Here is a 22640-nt window from a genome sequence, read left to right on the forward strand (position 1 = left end):
ACCATGACCCTCGAGGTTGCCTCCTGTTATGACGCCAGCGTCTCAACCCGCCAGGATGAAATCCGTCTGGGTAACCGCTGTCGAGTCCGCCACCCCCACCAGGGTGATGCTATTGGCGCCGATGGTGACCACGGTGCTGCCGGCTACTCCAGCGATGCCCACATTGGCGCCGAAGGTGGCCGCCGTGATCCCCAGGCTCTCGATATTGAGCCGATCCTGGCCCCCCAGCGGGTTGGCATCGAAGTCCGCGATCGTGTCCTGGCCGAAGCCCGCACCGAACACGAAGATGTCATTGCCAGCCCCGCCGACCATGTAGTCGTTGCCGCCCATGCCGAAGATGGCATCGTGGCCCGATCCGCCGACAATGGTGTTGTTCAGCGCGTTACCGAAGGCCATGTCGAAGTTGCCAGTGCCGCCGAAGAACAGCCCCTCGAGGTTCGCCCCCAGCTCGAACACCGACAGCGAGGTCGACACCGAGTCGATCCCGGCGCCGGCCAGCTCCAGGACCACATCCCCGGCCTCGGTCACCTCGTAGAGGTCGTTGCCCAGGCCACCGGCCATGAAGTCGGCCCCGGCGCCACCGATCAGCACATCATTGCCGGCGCCACCCACCATCAGGTTGTCGAGTTCGTTACCGATACCGAGGAAGTTGCCGCTGCCACCATAGAACAGACCCTCGAGGTTCGGCCCGAGGACATAGGTCAGCAGCGAGGTCGACACCGTGTCATGCCCGGCTCCGCTCAGTTCGTTCACCACATCCCCGGCGTCGGTGACTTCATAGACATCGTTGCCCAGACCGCCGCGCAGGGTGTCGGCTCCGCCACGGCCGATCAGCACGTCGTTGCCACTGCCGCCCACCATCAGGTTGGCCAGATCGTTACCGATACCGGTGAAGTTGGCGCTGCCGTCGAAGTACAGGTTCTCAACATTGGCCCCCAGCGTGTGGCTGGCCAGCGATGTCACCACCAGGTCCTGCCCGCCGCCGGCCGCCTCGAGCACCACATCCCCGAGGTTCTCGACGTTATAGCCGTCATTGCCCTGGCCACCGACCATCATGTCAGCCCCGACGCCACCGATCAGCACATCGTTGCCGGCGCCGCCTACGATGACGTTGTTCAGCGCATTGCCGGTGCCGACGAAGTTGCCGCTGCCGCCGAAGAACAGCCCTTCGACGTTAGCCCCCAGGGTGTAGCTGCCGAGCGAGGTCGACACCGTGTCATGTCCGGCACTGCCCGCTTCAACCACCACATCCCCGGTATCGGTGACTTCATAGATATCGTTGCCCAGACCGCCAATCATCGCATCGGCCCCGGCCCCGCCCATCATCACGTCGTCGCCGGCATCACCGTTGAGGGTGTCGTCGCCCAGCCCCCCGAACAGCGTGTCGTTGCCGTCGAGGGCATTGATCAGGTCGGCGCCGATGGTGCCGATCAGGTTGTCAACACCTGGCGTGCCAACGATCAGGGCGCCGACTACCGCGGTGGTGGCAGAGGTGCGTGAGGTCGTAGTGCCGAAATCATCGGTGAAGGTGGCGATGACCCGCAGTTGCTGGCCGACCTGGGTCGCGGTCGGCGTGAAGCCACGGTTGGTCGCCCCGGCGATGTTGGTGAAGGTCACGCCGTCGCTCGAGGACTGCCACTGGTAGGTGAAGATCGCGGTGGTGAGGCCATCCGGATCGTCGATGGTACCGGGCGAGGCCGCCAGCGACAGCGACTGGGTTGGCGACATGTCGCTGATCGCCGGTTCTCCAGTGGTCGCATCCGGGGCCGGATCAGCCAGAACCGCCGCAGTCGGTGCCGAGAACGCGGTTTCCAGCACGCCATTGGCGTCCTTGTAGATCGCCTTGAGCCGCAACTGCAGGCCGACCAGGTCAGCCGTAACCCGGAAGGTCGGTCCGGCGGCCACATCCAGCTCACCGCCTGCAGTCAGCGTCGTGATGTCGACGAAGACACCATCACCGGTGTCCACCTGCCAGTAATAGGCCACCTGGCCAGTGATGGTACCGCCGGGGTTGTCCGGATCGGTGAGCCCGCCAATCGAAGCCTTCATCAGGGTGCCGACTTCTGGCGTGGTGTCATTGACGGACAACAAGCCTTCCGGACCGCTGTTGTTGCCAGGCGCGACGAAGAGCACGTCGTTGGCGAACTGCAACCGTTCGATGTTGGTCAGCCGGTCGACACCGTCCGAGCCCACCAGGTCGGTCACGGTGAGGGAGCCATCGTCATTGATGACGATGTCGTACTGCTCCACGTTGCCGCTGTAGACGGCTGTGTCGTAGCCGAGCCCGTTTCCGTCCATGATCTCGCGTACGATCACCAGCTGTCCCGGGTTGTAGGTGCCGTTGACCATGAACGGCGCCAGGTCCGTCAGGTTGTTGAAGCTGGCGATTTCGCCTCCGGTGCCATCGACATTGGCACGCACGCTGATGCGCACGTTCAGCCACTTGTCACCATCCATCAGGTCGTCACCGCCGCCGCCCAAAAGCATGTCGCTGCCGTCACCGGCCAGGATGATGTTGCCGCTGCCGAATGAAGTTACACCTGCTCCCAGAAACTCCTGCAGACCGGCGATCAGGCTGATATTGGTCAGCACGCTGCCATAGGCGCCCGACGTGGCGATCAACGTCGCATCGGCATCGTCGCCGCGGAGGATGTCGCTGAACGCGGAGCCGGACACCCCTTCAGTCGACTCGAAGCGGGCCAGGACCGATGTGGCCCCCGGAGCGATCGGTGCCTCGATGAAGGCACGCAGACGCATGTCGATGCTGACGCCCGCCGGGTCGTCCTTGAATACGGCCCAGTCGAAGCCCGACATCCCGACATAGCGGTCTCCCTCCCCGCCGTTGCCCATCATGATGTCGTCGCCGCCTTCACCGTCCATCCGGTCGATGATGCCGAACTCACCGAGGAACACGTCGTGCCCGATGATCGGGTCATTGCCGAAGGGGTCGAAGTTGTCGCCGGCCGCGCCATCGGGCATGCCCTGTTCGATCCAGTCGTCGCCCTCGTTACCGAAGATGAATTCGACGGAGCGCACACCGAGGATGAAGTCATTGCCGGTGCCACCGAAGGCTTCCGAGGCATCTTCGACGTTGATGATGAAGTCGTTGCCGAATCCGCCCAGCAACAAGTTGATGCCGTTACCACCATGGATGACGTCGTTGCCTTCGCCGCCCTGGATATTGTCGTCGCCCCCCCTGTCAGTCAGGATGTCGTCGCCGGCGCCACCAAAGATGATGTCGTTGCCGTCGCCGCCTTCCAGTCGGTCGTTACCGGCATCGCCGTGCAGAGTGTCATCGCCGATGCTGGCAATGAGGGTGTCATTGCCGGCGCTACCCCCGAGCACCACATGGTCCTCGCCGTTGTACTGCAGGAAGTTGGCACTGCGCAGAACCAGCGGGATCAACGGGTTGGCGCCCAGCGGATCCTCGCGGCCAGTGATCCCCAAGCCAGTGAACTGCACGTTCTGGTCGACCTCAAGAGTGAAGGCTGGGGTCGAGAACACATCACCTGGCAGGTGGGTGGCGTCGGTGTTGGCCATGATCAACTTGGCGAAGGAGTTGTTCTCCAGCTCGCTGAGGAAGTTCAGGCCGGCAGTGCGCTCCAGATAATAGAACCGGTCGCCGTCTTGGAGTTTCTCCATCTGCGTCTCGAAGACGAAGTTGAAGGTCGATCCCAGCAGGCCACCGAAGGGCATCTGCCGCTCGGCGAGACCACCGATCCACAGGTCAATGTCATTGACGCCGGTGGTGGCCGCCGGACCATTGAGGAACTCCAGCCGGTCGTCCGGCGCACCAACCCCACCAAACACCAAGGCGAAGGCCGCAGCACGCTTGTCGGTCAGGGTCGTGGCGCTGGTGACCGAGGTATGTGTGCCGTAGGCGGCGATGAAGTTGACCACCGATTCCTGGTGCTTCAGGTTCATCGCGAAGTCCAGCCAGCTGGTGTAGGGCTTGAGCTGGGCATCGCCGGTGGCGTTGTAGAACTCCAGACGCGCGGCATTCAAGGACGGCACACCGGTATCCCGGCCACGGGTGAGGTTGATGGTCGGCAGGTCGAGCGGCAGACCCAGCAAGTTGTTGCGCAGCGCCTCGGTGACGAACTCATCGATCTCGTTGCCGAGCTGCCGGGTCATGCCACGGACAATGGCGCCCGCGGCCTGATCGGCCGTGACCGTGACGGTTCCGCCCGCCCCATCGCTGAGCTGGTTGAAGGACAGCGGGTTGAGGAAAGCTGCGATCAGGCCCATGGAACTGTCAGTGAAGTTCGCGTCGAAGCGGTCAACGGTTTCGGTCAGCATCGAGTGACCAAAGCGATAGACCACGTGGGCAAACTCCGCGACGATGGCCGGGTTGATCGCGGTGTCGTACACCTGGGTCGGCGCGAAGAAGATGTCGACCTGGGGTTGCACCTTGCGGGCGAACTCTTCGAAGACCAGGTGCTGGTACTGCATTTCAGTGGTGAACCGCGCCGCTTGGAACAGGCGCTCGCCATTCCAGCTGCCATCGGGGAACTGCCATTCAGCGACGAAGGCCGGGTCATTGCTGGCCAGGACCACCGCCTTGATGTGCTCGATCATCCGGTTGTGCTCGGCGTGGAACACGTGGTGCACGGCGGTCAGGCCGATGTTCTCGTTGCCGCGGCCGTCGCCGGTAATGAAGTGTGCATTCAGCAATTCATCGTCATAGGTCCCGGCAATACCATCGTCGGTGCCTGCCACCAGATCAGCATCAGGTGTCAGCAATGCACCGGCAGAGTTGCGGGGGTTGGCGCTGTGGGCAATGTCATCGAGGAACGCATGGTTGGTGCGAACCACGTTGGCGGGCACCGCCAGACCGCCGGCCACCCCTTCCACGAAGCCCGTGGCCGTGACGAACTGGGCGAAGCCGTTGGCGCCAGGAACGAACTTGCCATAGGCGTCGGTCACCAGCATCGGCAGGTTGGTGACATCGGCATCGGTCAGGATGACGCCAAGCATCAGGGCCTGGGCCTTGACCTGTGCCCAGGTCGGCAGACCGCCGTCGACACCGTCCAACAGCCGGCCGGTCGCAACCGGATCCCCCGCAGCATTGAGTTCGTACTCGCGCAGGAAGACCTGGTGCGACGGGTGCGAGGTGTAGGTCTGGTTCTGGTCGACGAATGGCGTGGTCTGGTTATTGTGCAGGTGCACATCATCCGAGGTGCCAAGGACATTGTCCGCCCCAGCCTGGACCAACGTATTAGTGGCACGGGTCAGCAGCATGAAGCGTTGCGCTTCAGGCAGGTCGTCCGTCGTCCCGGCTATGCCGTCTGCGCCCAGCACCAGCGGATCGTCGGCTTGCAACGGCACGAAGATGACGCCGTTGCCCCCCTTGTTCACCAGGTCGAGGCCATGGTCGAAGAACTGGCCGAACAGGGTGAACCAGGAGTTGAAACCGGCCGACAACCCCTCATCGGGTGCGGTGTTGGGAATGAACAGCGGCTGCCCGCGAGGAATAGCCACACCCCCGAGGTCGAGCAAGGTCCCAATTGCATAGGGCAAGCCGGTAGCGGAATCGATCTGCGTGCCATCTGCCAGGACGCCCAGCCCGGCATCGACGAAGGCCTGGACCGCCACCGGGTTGGTGATGGTCTGGTCGACCACCAGGTTGGAGATGATACGGGGGTCGGAATCCACCACATTGCCATTCGCGGCATAGTTGGTGTTCGTGGTGCCGGCAAATGGTGTCTCATCGTTCTCGTTGCGGAAGAACTGATCCAGCAGCAGCGGGAACGGGTTGTCTGCTGCACCGAACTCTTCCTGTCCGGTCACCAGGTTGTTGAACGAGCCATCGACCGTACGAAGCCCAAAGGCAACCCGCGAGTTCGGCAGGATGTCCATCAGGTTCTCGCCTGCGGAATGGCGTTCGGCGATTCTGATCTGATCGAGGATGAACTGCAGGTCGCCGCGAATCAGGTGCACGCCGCCATTGACCGGGTCCGTCGCGCTCTCGGCCGGTATTGCGACCGGTGGAGTGGGAGCGACCAGACCGTCAACTGCGGCAGTTGGCGTCGAGAACGCTGTCTCCATCACGCCGTCGCCATCCTGGTAGATGGCCTTGACGCGAATGGCCACGCCATCCAGATCAGCAGTGACGAGGAAGGTACCGCGTGCCGCGGTAGATGGGGCATCCCCGCCAGCCGTGACGATGTCGTGGAATATGCCGGAGCCAGGCTCGACCTCGAACTGCCAGACGAAGCTCACCGGTCTGCCATCCAGCGACCCGGTGGGATTATCAGGGCTGACATTCTCGGCATCGGTCACGCCTGCCACCGAGGCTCTCAGCAACTGTCCGACTGCCGGAGTATTGTCCAGTGTGTTGGTGTTCGCATCGAAAATGGTCACCAGGCCCACAGGGAGGCTGTTGAGACCCAGGACAGGATCAGGCTCGACGAAGGTGCCGGAGACAGGGTCGAACACCAGGGTCTGGTCGGAGAACTGCAGGCGCTCGATGTTCAGCAGGGTATCGGTGCCCTCAGTGCCCGCAGCAACACCGACGTTGTCGGTGACCGTGGTGACCCCGTTGAGGGTGGTAACGGTGTAGTTGGCTCGTGGCCCTGCATAGACTGCTGTATCCAGGCTGTCGTCATCGTCCAGAATCTCACGCACGATACTCAGCTGGCTTGGGTTGATCTCACCCGAGAGCATGCGCGGGATCAGCTCCTGGAGGCTCTGCACGGTGGTCACATTGGGGTTGCCGGTGACCGCGACACGGACATTCAGCCAGCGGTCGCCATCGATCAGGTCGTCGCCGCGGCGCCCCTCGATCACGTCACTGCCACTGCCACCGAGGAGGATGTTGCCCGACGAGAAGGAAATCACACCCGGGCCGAAGGCCTCGTCGAACAGGGCCTGCAGACCAGTGATCAGGGCGATATTGGTCAGCACGCTACCTTGCGCGCCATCGGTGGGAATGGTCGTGGCATCGGAGTCATCCCCTTTCAGGATGTCGCCGAACGCCGAACCGGAAAGCCCCTCCACTTCGGCGAAGCGGTCCAGCAGACCGGCATTGGAGGCCGTTACCGGTGGTTCGATGAAGTCGTCGATCAACAGGTTGGCAGTGACCCCGCGCGGGTCGCTGCCATAACTGGCCCAGTCGAAGCCCGAGGCGCCGTCGAAGTGGTCGGAGCCATCGGAACCGACCATGATGTCGTCACCGCCCTCACCCATGACTTCATCGAAGCCGCCACCGGTGATGAACACATCGTTGCCTGCCACATCATCTGTGGCGAAAGGCGCGAAGTTATCGCCGGGTGCGCCGTCCTGGGTGCCGATCTCGATCCAGTCGTCGCCTTCGTTACCTGCAGTCGGCAGGTTGGTCTTGGCACCGAATACGAAGTCGTTGCCGGGGCCGGCAAAGGTGTCCGAGACATCTTCACCGGTAACGATGAAGTCACTGCCGGCGCCGCCCAGGATCAGGTTGAATCCGTTGCCGCCATGCAGCACGTCGTTACCGTCGCCGCCCCTCAGGGTATCGTCGCCCCCCAGGTCGGTGATGATATCGTCACCGGCTCCGCCCTCCAGGTTGTCGACACCATCGCCGCCTTCCAGCCGATCGTTGCCTGCATCGCCCCAAAGCGTATCGTCGCCGATGCTGGAGATCAGGATGTCATCGCCGGCGGTACCGCCCAGTACCACATGGTCCTCGCCGGTGTAGCGCAGGTAGTTGGTGTCAGGCCCTACCGTATCGGGGTTGTCGCGGATCACCAGGGGCGCAATCAGACCGACCCCGGTTGGGTCGTCACGGCCGGTGAGACCTAGCCCGGTGAACTGTACGGCTGCATTGACCTCGAGGGTAAAGGCTGGAGTGGAGAAGATGTCCGCCGGCAGGTGCGTGACGTCAGTGTTGAGCATCACCAGTTTGGCGAAGGAGTTGTTCTCCATCTCGGTCAGGAAGTTCAGTCCCGCCAGGCGGCCGAGATAGTAGAAACGGTCTCCATTCTGCAACGCTTCCAACTGGGTCTCGAACACGAAGTTGAAGGTAGACCCCAGCAGGCCGCCGAACGGCATCTGCTTCTCGGCCAGGCCGCCGACCCAGAAGTCCACCAGGTCAAGACCTGTCGTGGTGACGCCATCCGGGCCACTGGCCCAGGCCCCGGTGCTGTTGAGGAAGTCCAGGCGGTCAATCGGCTCACCGACACCGCCGAAGACAATGGCCATGGCAGCGGCGCGCTTATCGGCCAGTGTCGTTGCAGCCGTGATGGTCGAGTGGGTGCCGTAAGCCGCGATGAAGTTGACCAGGGACAGCTCATGCTTGAGGTTACCCATGAAGTCGACCCAGCTGGTGTAAGCCTCCAGCTGGCTGTCGCCTGTGGCCTCGAAGAAGCTGCGGCGCGCTGCGTTCAGCGAAGGCACGCCGGCATCACGACCACGGGCAATGTTGATGGTCGCCAGGTCCAGGGGTAGGCCAAGCAGGTTGTTGCGCAGCGCTTCGGTGACGAACTCATCGATCTCGTTGCCCTGCTGGCGTGTCAGGCCGCGAACGATGGCGCCGGCCGCCTGCTCCGCCGTTACGCCACTGGTCGCGAACGCAAGCGGGTTGAGGAAGGCGGCGATCAGGCCGATTTCACTGTTGACGAAGTTCGGGTCCATCCGGTCGATGGTTTCGGTCAGCATTGAGTGGCCGAAGCGGTACACCACATGAGCGAACTCGGCCGTAATCGACGGGTCGATGGTGGTGTCGAAACCGTTTGGCGCCAGGAACTCATCGATGTTCGGCTGCACCTTGCGTGCGAACTCTTCGAACACCAGGTGCTGGTACTGCATCTCGGTGCCGAACTTGGCGGCCTGGAACAGGCGCTCGCCATCCCACTGCAGGGCGGCGATCTGATCCGGCGTGGTCGGGAACACCGCCGGAGCAGTGCCCGGCATCAGCCAGTTGCTGAGGAAGGCCAGATCGGCCGACTGCAGGATCACATCTTTGGTGTGGTCCACCAGGCGATTGTGCTCGGAGTGGAACACATGGTGCACGGTAGTCAGGCCGATGTTCTCGTTTACCCGCCCATCGCCCGCGATGTAGTGCGCATTCAGCAGCTCGTTGTCATAGGTACCGGCAATGCCATCGTCGCCGACGACAGCGTCCCCGTCGGCGGCCTTCAGAGCCCCGGTCTGGCTGTCGAAGGGATTGGCGCTATGGGCGATGTCATCGAGGAACGCATGCCCGGTGCGCACAGCGCCTACCAGGCTGATGGGCGCGGCAGGATTGCCTTCCACCAACACGTCGTCAGCCGTTCCCGCTACACCGTCAAAACCGAGCATCACCACTTGCGGGAAGCCATTCGGCCCCTTGATGAAGTTGCCGTAGAGATCAGAGGCCAGCAGCGGGATATTGCCTACATCGGCATCGGTAAGGTTGATGCCGAGGATATCGCGGGCCTGTGCCTTGACCACTGCCCAGGTGGCCATGCCACCCAGCTCGACGTCATCCAGGGTACCAAACCGTCCATCGGCACCGAGGTCACGGTTGGTGATCAGTTTGCCGGTCGCCACCGGGCCGTCCGGAGTCGAGACATAGGCGCGCAGGAACACCTGGTGCGACGGGTGCGAACTGTAGGTCTGGTTCTGGTCGACAAAGGGGCTGGTCAGGTTCAAGTGACGATGCACATCGTCAGCGGTGTTCATGATGCCGTCAGCGCCCGCGCCCACCGCCACATTGTCGGCACGGGTCAGCACCAGGAAATTGGTGGTTCCTCCAGGAACGAACAGCGGGTCATCCGGTTGCAACGGGATGAAGACCGTCCCTTGGTTACCCTTCTGCACCAGGTCCAGGCCATGGTCGAAGAACTGACCGAAGAAGGTGAACCAGGAGTTGAATGGCGCGGAAAGGCCCTCATCCGGCGTGGTGTTGGGGATGAAGAAGACTTCTTTGTCATCCAGCGTGCCGAACTGCCCATCGAGCCCGGGGCTGATCACGGGAAGCGCGCCACCATTGGCCTCTACCGCCGCCGGGTTGCTGGCGGTCTGATCGACGATCAGGTTGGAGATGATCCGCGGATCCGCATCCACCACATTGCCAGCGATCGGCCCCGTGGTGGCGTAGTTGTTGTTGGTCAGCAACCCACCGGGTGCAGGGCCATTGAGGTCGAAGCTGTCATCGCCTTCGTTGCGAAAGACCTGGTCGAGCATCAGCGGGAAGAATTCATCCGCTGCGCCAAAACCATCCTGCCCTGGGAGCAGGTGGTTGAAGGAGCCATCGATGGTTCTCAGGCCCCAGGGCACCTGGGCGTTTGGCAACAACGCGGAAAGATCCTGACCAGCCGCATGGGCTTCAGCGATGAGGATCTGCTGGAGAATGAACTCGAGGTCAGACTGAATGAAGTTGGCCATTTTTTGAATCCTCAGTTCCGACAGCAAAAAGTCAGGCTGAATCACATCCACGCGGGAGCGATTCCACGTTCGAAATGGAGATGTTGTTCAGAAGACCGGATCGAATCCGCGAACGAAGCCGCTGAACCCTTACAAAGGCTCAGGTGTCAGGGAGTGATTCGGATCGTTGGCGCGCCGCACTGCAATTGGTGGCGGCCTGGCTCAGGCAGAGGGAGGTCCGTGGACCCGGGCGGAAATGAATGCGTGCATCGGCGGGTGTGTCCCCCTCCAATGCAAAGACGAGTCGATAGCCATGACGACGTTCTCCCTAGCAGATCAATCAGGCTAAGGCTGCAACGTCCCTTTTCGGATGCAGTCTGCCAAAAAACAGTCACGCTCACTTACATCCTGACTAAAGTTCCGCCCCCAACCAGTGTCAAGTAATTGTCAATAAGTATTTCCAAATGTAACTGAATACTAAGTGCATGAAATTTGTAGAAAAACTTCATTTATCTGCGATGAACGGCTCGACACCCATCGTCCTCCCCCCTCCCAGCGCCTCGAGAAACACCTCTCGCTGGCACCAGAATGCCCGTTCTAGAGCGGCCCAGAACAACCCAATCCACTTATCACAGGAAAACAACCGTTAGCTCATATGGTCAAATCGAGCTAAGTGAAGGCATCGATCTTGCTTGTAGCGCAAACCAGCGCGCGTTCGATACGACGAAATGCTGACGCGTCGGTCGTTAGCAAGCTGGCAGGCAAGTAGCGAGGCAGAGCAACGGGGGGGAAACGCGGAAGGCTCCGTTCGCAAGCAAGAATTCAGTGTTCCATTGCTCGTACAGAGACTCTGGCCCAGTCCCAAACTTGACGCAGGCAGAGCCAGAAGAAACGGGGTGAAGTGCCTGGCACTTCACCCCGTCAGGGGAGCTAGAGCTGATCAACCCGCCAGGATGAAGTCGCTCTGGTTGATGGTAGCGGCATCGGCAATACCCACCAGGGTGATGCTATCGGCACCGATGGTGACCACGGTGCTGCCGGCTACTCCAGCGATGCCCACATTGGCGCCGAAGGTGGCCGCCGTGATCCCCAGGCTCTCGATATTGAGCCGATCCTGGCCCCCCAGCGGGTTGGCATCGAAGTCCGCGATCGTGTCCTGGCCGAAGCCCGCACCGAACACGAAGATGTCATTGCCAGCCCCGCCGACCATGTAGTCGTTGCCGCCCATGCCGAAGATGGCATCGTGGCCCGATCCGCCGACAATGGTGTTGTTCAGCGCGTTACCGAAGGCCATGTCGAAGTTGCCAGTGCCGCCGAAGAACAGCCCCTCGAGGTTCGCCCCCAGCTCGAACACCGACAGCGAGGTCGACACCGAGTCGATCCCGGCGCCGGCCAGCTCCAGGACCACATCCCCGGCCTCGGTCACCTCGTAGAGGTCGTTGCCCAGGCCACCGGCCATGAAGTCGGCCCCGGCGCCACCGATCAGCACATCATTGCCGGCGCCACCCACCATCAGGTTGTCGAGTTCGTTACCGATACCGAGGAAGTTGCCGCTGCCACCATAGAACAGACCCTCGAGGTTCGGCCCGAGGACATAGGTCAGCAGCGAGGTCGACACCGTGTCATGCCCGGCTCCGCTCAGTTCGTTCACCACATCCCCGGCGTCGGTGACTTCATAGACATCGTTGCCCAGACCGCCGCGCAGGGTGTCGGCTCCGCCACGGCCGATCAGCACGTCGTTGCCACTGCCGCCCACCATCAGGTTGGCCAGATCGTTACCGATACCGGTGAAGTTGGCGCTGCCGTCGAAGTACAGGTTCTCAACATTGGCCCCCAGCGTGTGGCTGGCCAGCGATGTCACCACCAGGTCCTGCCCGCCGCCGGCCGCCTCGAGCACCACATCCCCGAGGTTCTCGACGTTATAGCCGTCATTGCCCTGGCCACCGACCATCATGTCAGCCCCGACGCCACCGATCAGCACATCGTTGCCGGCGCCGCCTACGATGACGTTGTTCAGCGCATTGCCGGTGCCGACGAAGTTGCCGCTGCCGCCGAAGAACAGCCCTTCGACGTTAGCCCCCAGGGTGTAGCTGCCGAGCGAGGTCGACACCGTGTCATGTCCGGCACTGCCCGCTTCAACCACCACATCCCCGGTATCGGTGACTTCATAGATATCGTTGCCCAGACCGCCAATCATCGCATCGGCCCCGGCCCCGCCCATCATCACGTCGTCGCCGGCATCACCGTTGAGGGTGTCGTCGCCCAGCCCCCCGAACAGCGTGTCGTTGCCGTCGAGGGCATTGATCAGGTCGGCGCCGATGGTGCCGACCAGGTTGTCAACACCTGGCGTGCCAACGATCAGGGCGCCGACTACCGCCGTCGCAGCAGACGCGAGCGAGTTGATCGTGCCGAAATCATCGGTGAAGGTGGCGATGACCCGCAGTTGCTGGCCGACCTGCGTCGCAGTCGGCGTGAAGCCACGGTTGGTCGCCCCGGCGATGTTGGTGAAGGTCACGCCGTCGCTCGAGGACTGCCACTGGTAGGTGAAGATCGCGGTGGTGAGGCCATCCGGATCGTCGATGGTACCGGGCGAGGCCGCCAGCGACAGCGACTGGGTCGGCGACATGTCGCTGATCGCCGGAGCGCCGGTAGCCGCGTCCGGGGCTGGGTCAGCCAGGATCGCTGCGCTCGGTGCCGAGAACGCCGTTTCCAGCACACCATTGGCGTCCTTGTAGATCGCCTTCACGCGGATCGACAAGCCGGCCAGGTCAGCCGTGGGTTTGAACCGTTCACCACTGGCACGCGAGAACGCGCCAGCAGCAATCGAGGTGATGTCGGTGAAGATTCCGGAACCCGGCGCGGTCTCTACTTGCCAGTAGTAAGACACCGGCCCGGTAACGCTACCGCCTGGATTGTCGCCATCCGTGACCTGCGCAATGAAAGCCTTGAGACTTGAACCCACCTCAGGCGTCGCGTCATTGATCGTGACCTCACCCAGCGGTGAAGCATCCATTCCGGGAGTCAGGTCGAGCATGCCATCGGCAAACTGCAGTCGCTCGACATTGGTGAGACGGTCCACACCGTCACGGCCGGCTTGAAGGTCAGTCACGGTGACCGAACCATCGGCATTGAGGGCCACGTCGTACTCGGAGTTGAGTCCCGAGAAGACCGCAGTGTCGAAATCGGCCGCTCCCGTCAAAATCTCCCGCACGATGACCAACTGGCCGGCGTGGTAGGTGCCATTGAGCATCTGCGGCACCATCTCGGTCATGCTGTTGAAGCTGGCGATTTCCGGCCCGCTACCATCCAGGTTCTGACGAACGCTGATGCGCACGTTCAGCCATTTGTCACCGTCAATCAGGTCATCGCCGCCACGGCCCTCAAGGATGTCGCTACCGCTGCCGCCCAAGATAATGTTGCCGCCATCGTAGAAGGTGACGCCGGCTCCCAGGAACTCCTGCAACCCGGCTATCAGCGCGATGTTGGTCAGGACGCTGCCCTTGGCACCTGCAGTGGGTAATGTCGTGGCATTGGCATTATCGCCCTGCAAGATATCGGCGAAGGACGAACCGGACAGCCCTTCGACGAAGTCGAAGCGCGTCAGCACCGAGGCACCGGAGCCCGGCACCAACGGTTGGTCGAAGAAGATACCATTGATATCGATGGTCACACCCTTGGTGTCATTCTTGAACGTGGCCCAGTCGTAGCCGGAAGCACCGATGTACCGGTCTCCCTGACCCGTACTGCCGACCATGATGTCGTCGCCGCCTTCGGCATTGAACTTGTCGCCCTCACCGGCACCGATGTACACATCATTCCCGGCAATGGGGTCATTACCGGCAGGGTCGAAGTTGTCGCCCGGTGCCCCATCCGAGGTTCCGAACTCGATCCAGTCGTCGCCCTCGTTGCCCATGTCCTGCTCGTTGGCCTTGGACCCCAGGATGAAGTCGTTGCCCTGGCCACCGAAAGCCTCGCTGGCGTCTTCACCGGTGATGATGAAGTCGTTGCCGAAGCCGCCAAGGATCAGGTTGACACCGTTGCCACCGTGGATGACATCGTTGCCGTTGTCGCCCTTGATGTTGTCGTCCCCCCCAAGGTCCGTGATGATGTCGTCACCATCGCCCCCATTGAGGAAATCGTTGCCGTAGCCGCCATCGAGACGGTCATCGCCGCCGTCCCCGTAGAGAGTGTCGTCACCTTCACTGGCGCGCAGGATGTCATTGCCCGCAGAACCACCGAGTACGACATGGTCCGGTCCGGAGTACTGGAGGTAATTGGTATCGGCGCCTGGCGTAGCCGGGTTGTCGCGGCTCACCAGCGCTAGCAATGGATCGCCGCTGAGCGGGTCTGAATTACCGAGTATTCCGTCCGCGCCTGCCACGTCATCTGCAGTGCCCTGGATACCATCCAAACCTGGGTCATTGAGCCCTGTGTGTTGCAGGAGCGGATTGACCTCCAGCGTATAGGCCGGAGTCAGGAAGACGATGCCCGGGAGGTGGGTGGCTTGGGTATTCGCCATGATCAGCTTGGCGAAGGAGTTGCCTTCCAACTCAGCGTTGAAGTTCATGCCGGCGGTGCGCTCCAGGTAATAGAAGCGGTCACCATCCTGCAATTTCTCCAACTGGTTCTCGAACACGAAGTTGAAGGTCGAGCCGAGCATGCCGCCGAAGGGCGTGACCTGCTCGGCCAGGCCACCGATCCAGAAGTCGATGTTGTCGACCCCGGTCGTGGCTGCCGGTCCATTGAGGAAGTCCAGCCGGTCGGCTGGGGCACCTGCCCCGCCGAGAACGATGGCGGTCGCTGCCGCACGCTTGTCGGCCAGCGTCGTGGCGCTGGTGATGGACGCGTGCGTGCCATAGGCCGCGATGAAGTTGATCACGGATTCCGCGTGCTTGAGATGCAGCACCAGGTCAGCCCAACTGGTGTAGGGCTTGAGGTTGATGTCGCCGGTCGCCTCATAGAACTGCGCACGCGCGTGGTTCAGTGAAGCCACGCCGGTGTCGCGGCCGCGGGCAATGTTCAGCGCCGCCAGGTCCAGTGGCAGTCCCACCAGGTTATTGCGCAAGGCCTCGGTGACGAACTCATCGATCTCGTTACCCACCGTCCGGGTCACGCCACGCACGATGGCGCTGGTGGCGTCTTCCGGGGTCAAACCACTGGCCGCATAGGCCAGCGGGTTGAGGAAGGCAGCGATCAAACCCAGTTGCTGGTCGTTGGTCGGATGCAGCGGGTCGACCGTGATCGGATTGAAGCTGGCGTCGAAGCGGTCGACCGTCTCGGTCAGCATCGAGTGGCCAAAACGGTAAACCGTGTGGGCGAACTCAGCGACGATCGAGGGATCGAGGTTGACGTCGTATACCTGTGTCGGCGCGAAGAACGGGTCGATGTTCGGCTGTATGGTCCGCGCGAACTCCTCGAACACAAGGTGCTGGTACTGCATTTCGGTGCCGAACTTCGCGGTCTGGAACAACCGCTCGCCGTTCCACAGCAAGGCATTGATCTCGGCCTGGGTGGTTGGGAATGTGGTGACGGGCGTAAGCAGCCACTCGTTGATGAAGGCCAGATCATTGCTGGCCAGCACCGTGCTCTTGGTCTGCTCGACCAGGCGATTGTGCTCGGAGTGGAAGATCGCGTGCACGGCGGTCAGACCGATGTTCTCGTTGACCCGGCCGTCACCGGCCATGTAGTGCGCATCCAGCAGCTCGTTGTCATAGGTCCCCGCTGCCGGTGGGGTTCCGATGTTGATGATGGAGTCGACGTCTGCCGTCAGGCCACCGGAAGGATCGGCGCTGTGGGCAACGTCGATGAGGAACTGGTGGCCTGTACGCACTGCACTGGCCAGGCTGATACCCACGCCGCCATTGGCCGCCGGGTTGCCTTCCACCAGCACGTCATCAGCGGTGCCAGGCAATCCGTCCGGACCGACCATCACCACCTGCGGAAAGCCGTTCGGCCCCTTGATGAAGTTGCCGTAGGCATCGGTCGCCAGCAGCGGCACGTCGAACACGTCGTCGTCGGTCAGGTTGATCCCGAGGATGTCACGGGCCTGGGCCTTGACCACCGCCCAGGTAGCCATGCCACCGATTTCCACGTCATCAGCAGTACCGAACTGGCCGTCGGCTCCCAGATTGCGGTTGGTGATCAACCCACCGGTCGCCACCGGACCATCAGGCGTCGAGATATAGGCGCGGAGGAAGACCTGGTGCGACGGGTGCGAACTGTAGGTTTGGTTCTGGTCGACGAAAGGCGAAGTGGTATTCTCGTTCGCCCCGGGTACGCCACCAACCTGGGTCGCCCGGGTCAGGACCATGAAGTTGGTCGGGCTGCCCGCCACGAAGCGCGGATCGTCCGGTTGCAATGGGATGAATACGTTGCCGCTGCCGCCCTTGGTCACCAGGTCCAGGCCATGGTCGAAGAACTGGCCAAAGAAGGTCATCCAGGCGTTGAAGGGTGCGGTCAGCCCGGCATCAGGTGCAATGTTCGGGATGAAATTCACCTGTTGGTCATCCGCCGTACCGAACAATCCGTCCAGGCCCGGACTGGTCACCAGGGTCGAACCATCGGTGCCCAACGCCGCGGCCACTACCGCCGGATTGTTGTTGGTCTGATCGACAATCAGGTTCGAGATGGTGCGTGGATCGCTGTCCACCACGTTCGTCGAGGAGTTGTAGTCGGTGTTGGTCACGCCCAGGAAGGCGGCTTCGTCCTGCTCGTTGGTGAACTCCGGTGGCAACAGCCGCGGGAAGGTATTGTCCGCAGCGCCGAACTGGCTCTGATTGATACCGGAAAAGTCCAGCAGGTTGTTGAACTCACCGGTAACCGTGCGCAAACCGGCCGAGGCCCGCACGTTGGGCACCAGCGACAGCAGGTCGGCACCTGCGGCATGGGCTTCGGCAATGCGGATCTGGTCGAGGATGAAGTTCAGGTCGGCACGTACCAACTGCACGCCCCGCCCGCTTTGGGTAACCCCCGGCCCCGGGTCGATCGTCAGGGTCGGCGGTGGCGGAGTGAACGGATCGACCGCCGCGGTGGGGCCGGAGAACACCTGCTCGGTCACGCCATTGGCATCCTGATAGACGCCCTTGACCCGGATCGCCAACCCGGCAATGTCCGGAGTAATCCTGAAGCGTTCGCCGTTGGCGCTCTGGAAGGCCAGGTCGCCTGCCGGTGCAGCGACGATATCTTCAAAGATACCCGTGCCCGGCGTGCGTTCGACCTGCCAGACATAGGTCACGTTGGTGAGGGTGCCCCCCGGATTATCAGCATCGGTCACGCTCGCGCTGGATACGGTCAGGAAGTCACCGACCTGGAGCGTGCCACCATTGGTATCGGTGATCGTCAGCTGACCGACCGGCTCGGCATTCAGGCCCGGAACCAGCACCAGCGCACCATCGGCGAACTGGATGCGCTCGATGTTGGTCAGGCGATCCGAGCCATCGCGTCCAACCACCAGGTCGGTTACGGTGAACGAGCCATCACCATTGTCGACCACGTTGTACTCGGAATTGAGCCCGGTATAGTTCGCAGTGTCGAAGTCCGCATTACCGGTCAGCACTTCGCGTACAGCAACCAGTTGGCCGGGGTTGAAGGTGCCGTTCAGCATCTGCGGGATCAAGTCCAGCATGCTGTTGAAGGAGGCGATCTCAGCCCCGGTGCCATCGGCATTGGCGCGCACGCTGATGCGCACGTTCAGCCACAGGTCGCCATCGATCAGGTCATCGCCACCACGCCCTTCAATGATGTCACTACCGCTGCCGCCAAGAATGATATTGCCGGCGCCAAACTGGTCGTCAGCCGTTCCGGTGATGCCGTCCGCACCGGCGGCCGCCGCGCCGAGGAAAGCACGCAGCCCCGCGATCAGATCGAGGTTACTCAGGAAATTCCCGGTGATCGTGGTACCGGCAAGCAGCGCTGCGTCGGCATTATCGCCGCGCAGGATGTCGGCAAAATCGGAACCTGAAAGCCCCTCCACCTGAGCGAAGCGATCGAAGATCGAAGCCGGGGACTGAGCGACAGGGAAGGCGATGTGGTCACCCACTTCGCCAATGCCGAGGAAGTTCGCCAGGGTCAGGTCAACAGTAACGCCAATGTTGTCGTTCTTGTAGGTAACCCAGTCGAAGCCGGACATGCCATCCATCTTGTCCTGGGCATCACTGCCGACGAAGATGTCATCGCCACCCTCGCCGATGAACTCGTCAAAACCACCGCCTCCGATAAAGACGTCGTTGCCGACCACCTCGTCAGCCAACAACGGGCTGAAGTTGTCGCCCGGCGCACCATCCTGGGTGCCGTTCTCGATCCAGTCATCGCCCTCGTTACCGGTGGGCGGCAGGCTGGTCTTGGCGCTGTAGATGAAGTCGTCGCCGCGGCCGCCAAAGGTGGTGGACATGTCCTCGATGGTGACGATGAAGTCTTTGCCGTCGCCGCCAAGAATCAGGTTACCGGCGCCTGCCGCCATCATGTTGGCGACTTCGATCACGTCATTGCCTTCGCCACCTTCGATACGGTTGTCACCGCCCGCATCGGTGAGGATGTCGTCGCCGGCGCCGCCCATGATGACGTCGTTTCCGTAACCACCTTCCAGTTGGTCGTTGCCGCCGTCGCCGTACAGCGTGTCGTCGCCTTCGCTGGAAAGGATGATGTCATCGCCTTCGGTGCCAGCCAGCACCACATGATCAGGACCCGTATAGCGCAGGTAGTTGGTATCTGGCCCGACCGTATCCGGATTGTCGCGGATGACCAGCGGGGTCACCTCGACACCATTGATGAGGATGCCACCGGTGGGGTCTGCACGACCGTCGACACCGAGGCCGGTGTGCTGCAGCGCAGGGTTGACCTCCAGCGTCCAGGTGGGCGTCGAGAAGATGGCATTAGGCAGATGCGTGACATCAGTGTTGAGCATCACCAGCTTGGCGAAGGAGTTGTTTTCCAGCTCAGCACCGAAGTGCAGGCCAGCGGTCCGTGACAAATAGTAGAAACGATCGCCGTTCTGCAGACTTTCCAACTGGGTCTCGAAGACGAAGTTGAAGGTGGAACCGAGCATGCCGCCGAAAGGCATTTTTTCTTCAGCCAGCCCACCAATCCAGAAATCGACCTGGTCCAGGCCGGTGGTGGTCACGCCGTCCGCGCCGCTGGCCCAGGCGCCGGTGCTGTGCAGGAAGTCCATACGGTCCAGCGGCTCGCCGGCGCCGCCAAGCACCAGCAGGGTCGCTGCGGCGCGCTTCTCGGCCAGGGTAGTCGCATTGACAATGCTGGAATGGGTGCCGTAGGCGGCGATGAAGTTGATCAGCGACTCCACGTGCTTCAGGTGATCCGCGAAGTCCACCCAACTGGTGTAGGGCGTCAGCTGTTCATCACCGGTCATGCGGTAGAACTCACGACGCGCGGCGTTCAACGAAGGAACACCGGTATCGCGACCACGGGCGATGTTCAGCACGGCCAGGTCCAACGGCAGCCCCACCAGGTTGTTGCGCAAGGCCTCGGTGACGAACTCGTCGATCTCGTTACCGACCTGGCGGGTCAGCCCGCGAACAATGGCGCCGGCCGCTTCCTCTGCGGTCGGGCCGCTGGCGGCAAAGGCCAGGGGGTTGAGGAAGGCGGAGATCAGGCCCATCTGCTGGGCATTGGTCGGGTGGAGCGGGTCAGTGAGAACCGGATTGAAATTGACATCGAAGCGATCCACGGTTTCCAGCAGCATCGAGTGGCCGAAGCGGTAAACCGTATGGGCAAACTCGGCGACTATGGATGCATCGATGGTGGTGTCGTAGCCATTAGGTGCGAGGAACGCATCGACTTGCGGCTGGATGGTACGGGCGAACTCCTCGAACACCAGGTGCTGGTACTGCATCTCGGTGCCGAACTTGGCGGCTTGGAACAGACGCTCGCCGTTCCATTGCAGGGCGGCGATCTCAGCGGCGGTGGTGGGGAATACAGCCGGTGCGGTACCCGGCATCAACCAGGGGGTCAGCTCGGCCAGGATGCCAGAGGCGAGCAGTGTGCTCTTGGTCTGCTCGACCAGGCGGTTGTGCTCGGAGTGGAACACGTGGTGCACGGTGGTCAGGCCGATGTTCTCGTTGACCCGGCCATCGCCGGCGATGTAGTGCGCGTCCAGCAATTCGTTGTCGTAGGTTCCTGACGGTTGCGGACTGCCGGCGTTGATCACAGTGTCAGCGTCGGCCACCAGGCCACCGGTGGGATCGGCGCTGTGGGCGATGTCGATGAGAAACTGGTGGCCGGTGCGCACGGCATTGGTCAGGTCGAGCGGGGCCAGCCGGTTGCCTTCCACGAGAACATCATCGGCAGTACCGGCGATGCCATCGAACCCCTTCATCACCACCTGCGGCAAACCATTCGGGCCCTTGATGAAATTGCCATAGGGGTCGGTGGCCAGCAGCGGCAGATCGAATACGTCGGCATCGGTCAGGTTGATCCCGAGGATGTCGCGGGCCTGGGCCTTGACTACCTTCCAGGTGGCCATGCCACCGATCTCGACGTCGTCGGCCGTACCGAACACCCCGTCGGCACCGAGGTCACGGTTGGTGATCAGCTTGCCGGTAGCTTCCGGCTGGCCAGCCGCGTTCAGCTCATACGCGCGCAGGAATGCCTGGTGCGACGGGTGGGAGGTATAGGTCTGGTTCTGGTCGACGAAGGGCGAGGTGGTGTTCTGGTTCAGGCCCGGCCCGCCGAACTGGGTGGCGCGGGTCATCACCATGAAGTTGGTCGGGCTGCCAGGCACGAACAGCGGGTCGTCCGGCTGCAACGGAACGAACACGACATCGTTGCCGCCCTTGGTCACCAGGTCCAGGCCATGGTCGAAGAACTGCCCAAAAAAGGTCATCCAGGAGTTGAAGGGCGCGGACAGCCCGGCATCCGGCGCAACGTTCGGAATAAACAACGTCGAGGTGTCATCCAGAGTGCCAAAGATCCCGTCGAGACCGGGGCTTGCCACAGTACTGGAACCGGGTGTCTGCGCAGCTGCTGCCACAGCCGCCGGGTTATTGGCGGTGAAGTCGACGATCAGGTTGCTGATGATCCGCGGCTGCGGATCGAAAACTGTGCCACTGGTCTGCGCATAAGAGGTCGTCTGGACACCGGGGACGAAGGGGTTGTCACCCGCCGTTCGGAACACAGGATCGAGCAACCTCGGGAAAATGTTGTCTGCCGCACCAAACCCATTCTGGCCAAACAGCAGATTGTTGAATGAGCCATCGATGGTACGCAGTCCGAAGGGCACCTGGACATTCGGCAGGAGGTCAAGGAGGTCCTCGCCGTTCGCATGGGCCTCGGAGATGAGGATCTGCTGCAGGATGAAATCCAGGTCCGACAAGTTGAAGTTGGCCATTTTGCTGTTTCCTCATTTCCAAGCACACAAGGACCCACGCGTAGCTGCCGGCGGATGGCGCCACGTTTCGACAGTTCGATTCTTATTGGGGGATTCCAGGGCACCGGCTTTGCTGCTGCGAAGCTCACAAACGCAGGTTGATCAGCGCTGGCCAGGCTCTCCCCTGACGACACTGCTAGAGGTTCAGTGGTCCGGCGGCCCGTGAATGGAAGTGAGGTGACTGGTGGCTGGCGGGGAAGCCTTCCGGAGGGTCAGACGCAAGACGGTACTCATGGTGTTCTCCCTAGCTCTTATCCCCCCGGACCAATGCTGCAGTGCCCAAAAAATGCAGCCGACCCATCGTCGAAATAATTTCTTACATAAGTGACTAAAGATTCGCCAGAAAACACTGTCAAGAGACCGTCGAATCACCAAATTCAAGGCAATTAATGACCTTAAACCATTGATTAACAATGACTTGCATATGAAATATATACTTACAAAAATGATTAAATGTGAACTATTCCGCTCTCGAGAGGCCCGATCAATGGAGCAGGCCAACGCTGAAATACCCGAGATAGAGCCTTCATAAAAGACCAACCCCACTAGTCAGCCATTTGACACCGCCCGGAGGACGGAGCCAGAACTTGCCATTTTTTTGTCCGTGGTCTAGCAAAGCCGCCAAAAAGATGGCTCTCTGCCTGCTCTACAGGCCCCTTCATCCTGTCGGGGCGAAAGCGCTGGTCAAAGGGGATCGAAGATGGCTTGCCCGAAGGCGACTTGCTCGCGCCCTTCAATTACGGGCATAAAAAATGGCTCATCGCGGAATCTGGGGGAGATGCGAGTTGACAGCCGGATAGCCGGTACTCTCTCTGTAGGAGCCAGCTTGCTGGCGAACATGTGCCATTCGCGATTCGCCAGCAAGCTGGCTCCTACAAGGTTTCGCGCGCCTTCGATGTGTCACTCCGACCGACAAGTCCGCCAAGGTGGTGTTGCA

The 22640-nt window shown here is 61.7% G+C and carries 2 protein-coding genes; both read right to left on the bottom strand.

The features are described 5' to 3' along the window. Window positions 1-42 precede the first annotated feature (42 nt). Window positions 43-10344 carry a peroxidase family protein gene (locus J7302_RS10130; protein ID WP_215373449.1) on the bottom strand — a complete coding sequence of 3434 codons (10302 nt, stop codon included), beginning with the start codon at window positions 10342-10344 and terminating at the stop codon, window positions 43-45. Window positions 10345-11263: 919 nt separating this feature from the next. After that, window positions 11264-21664 (bottom strand): peroxidase family protein, encoded by a 10401-nt coding sequence (locus tag J7302_RS10135; RefSeq protein ID WP_215373452.1) that lies wholly within the window; start codon window positions 21662-21664, stop codon window positions 11264-11266. Between the last annotated feature and the right edge of the window lie 976 nt (window positions 21665-22640).

Origin of the sequence: Metapseudomonas boanensis (assembly GCF_018704125.1) — a bacterium.
Lineage (GTDB): Bacteria > Pseudomonadota > Gammaproteobacteria > Pseudomonadales > Pseudomonadaceae > Metapseudomonas > Metapseudomonas boanensis.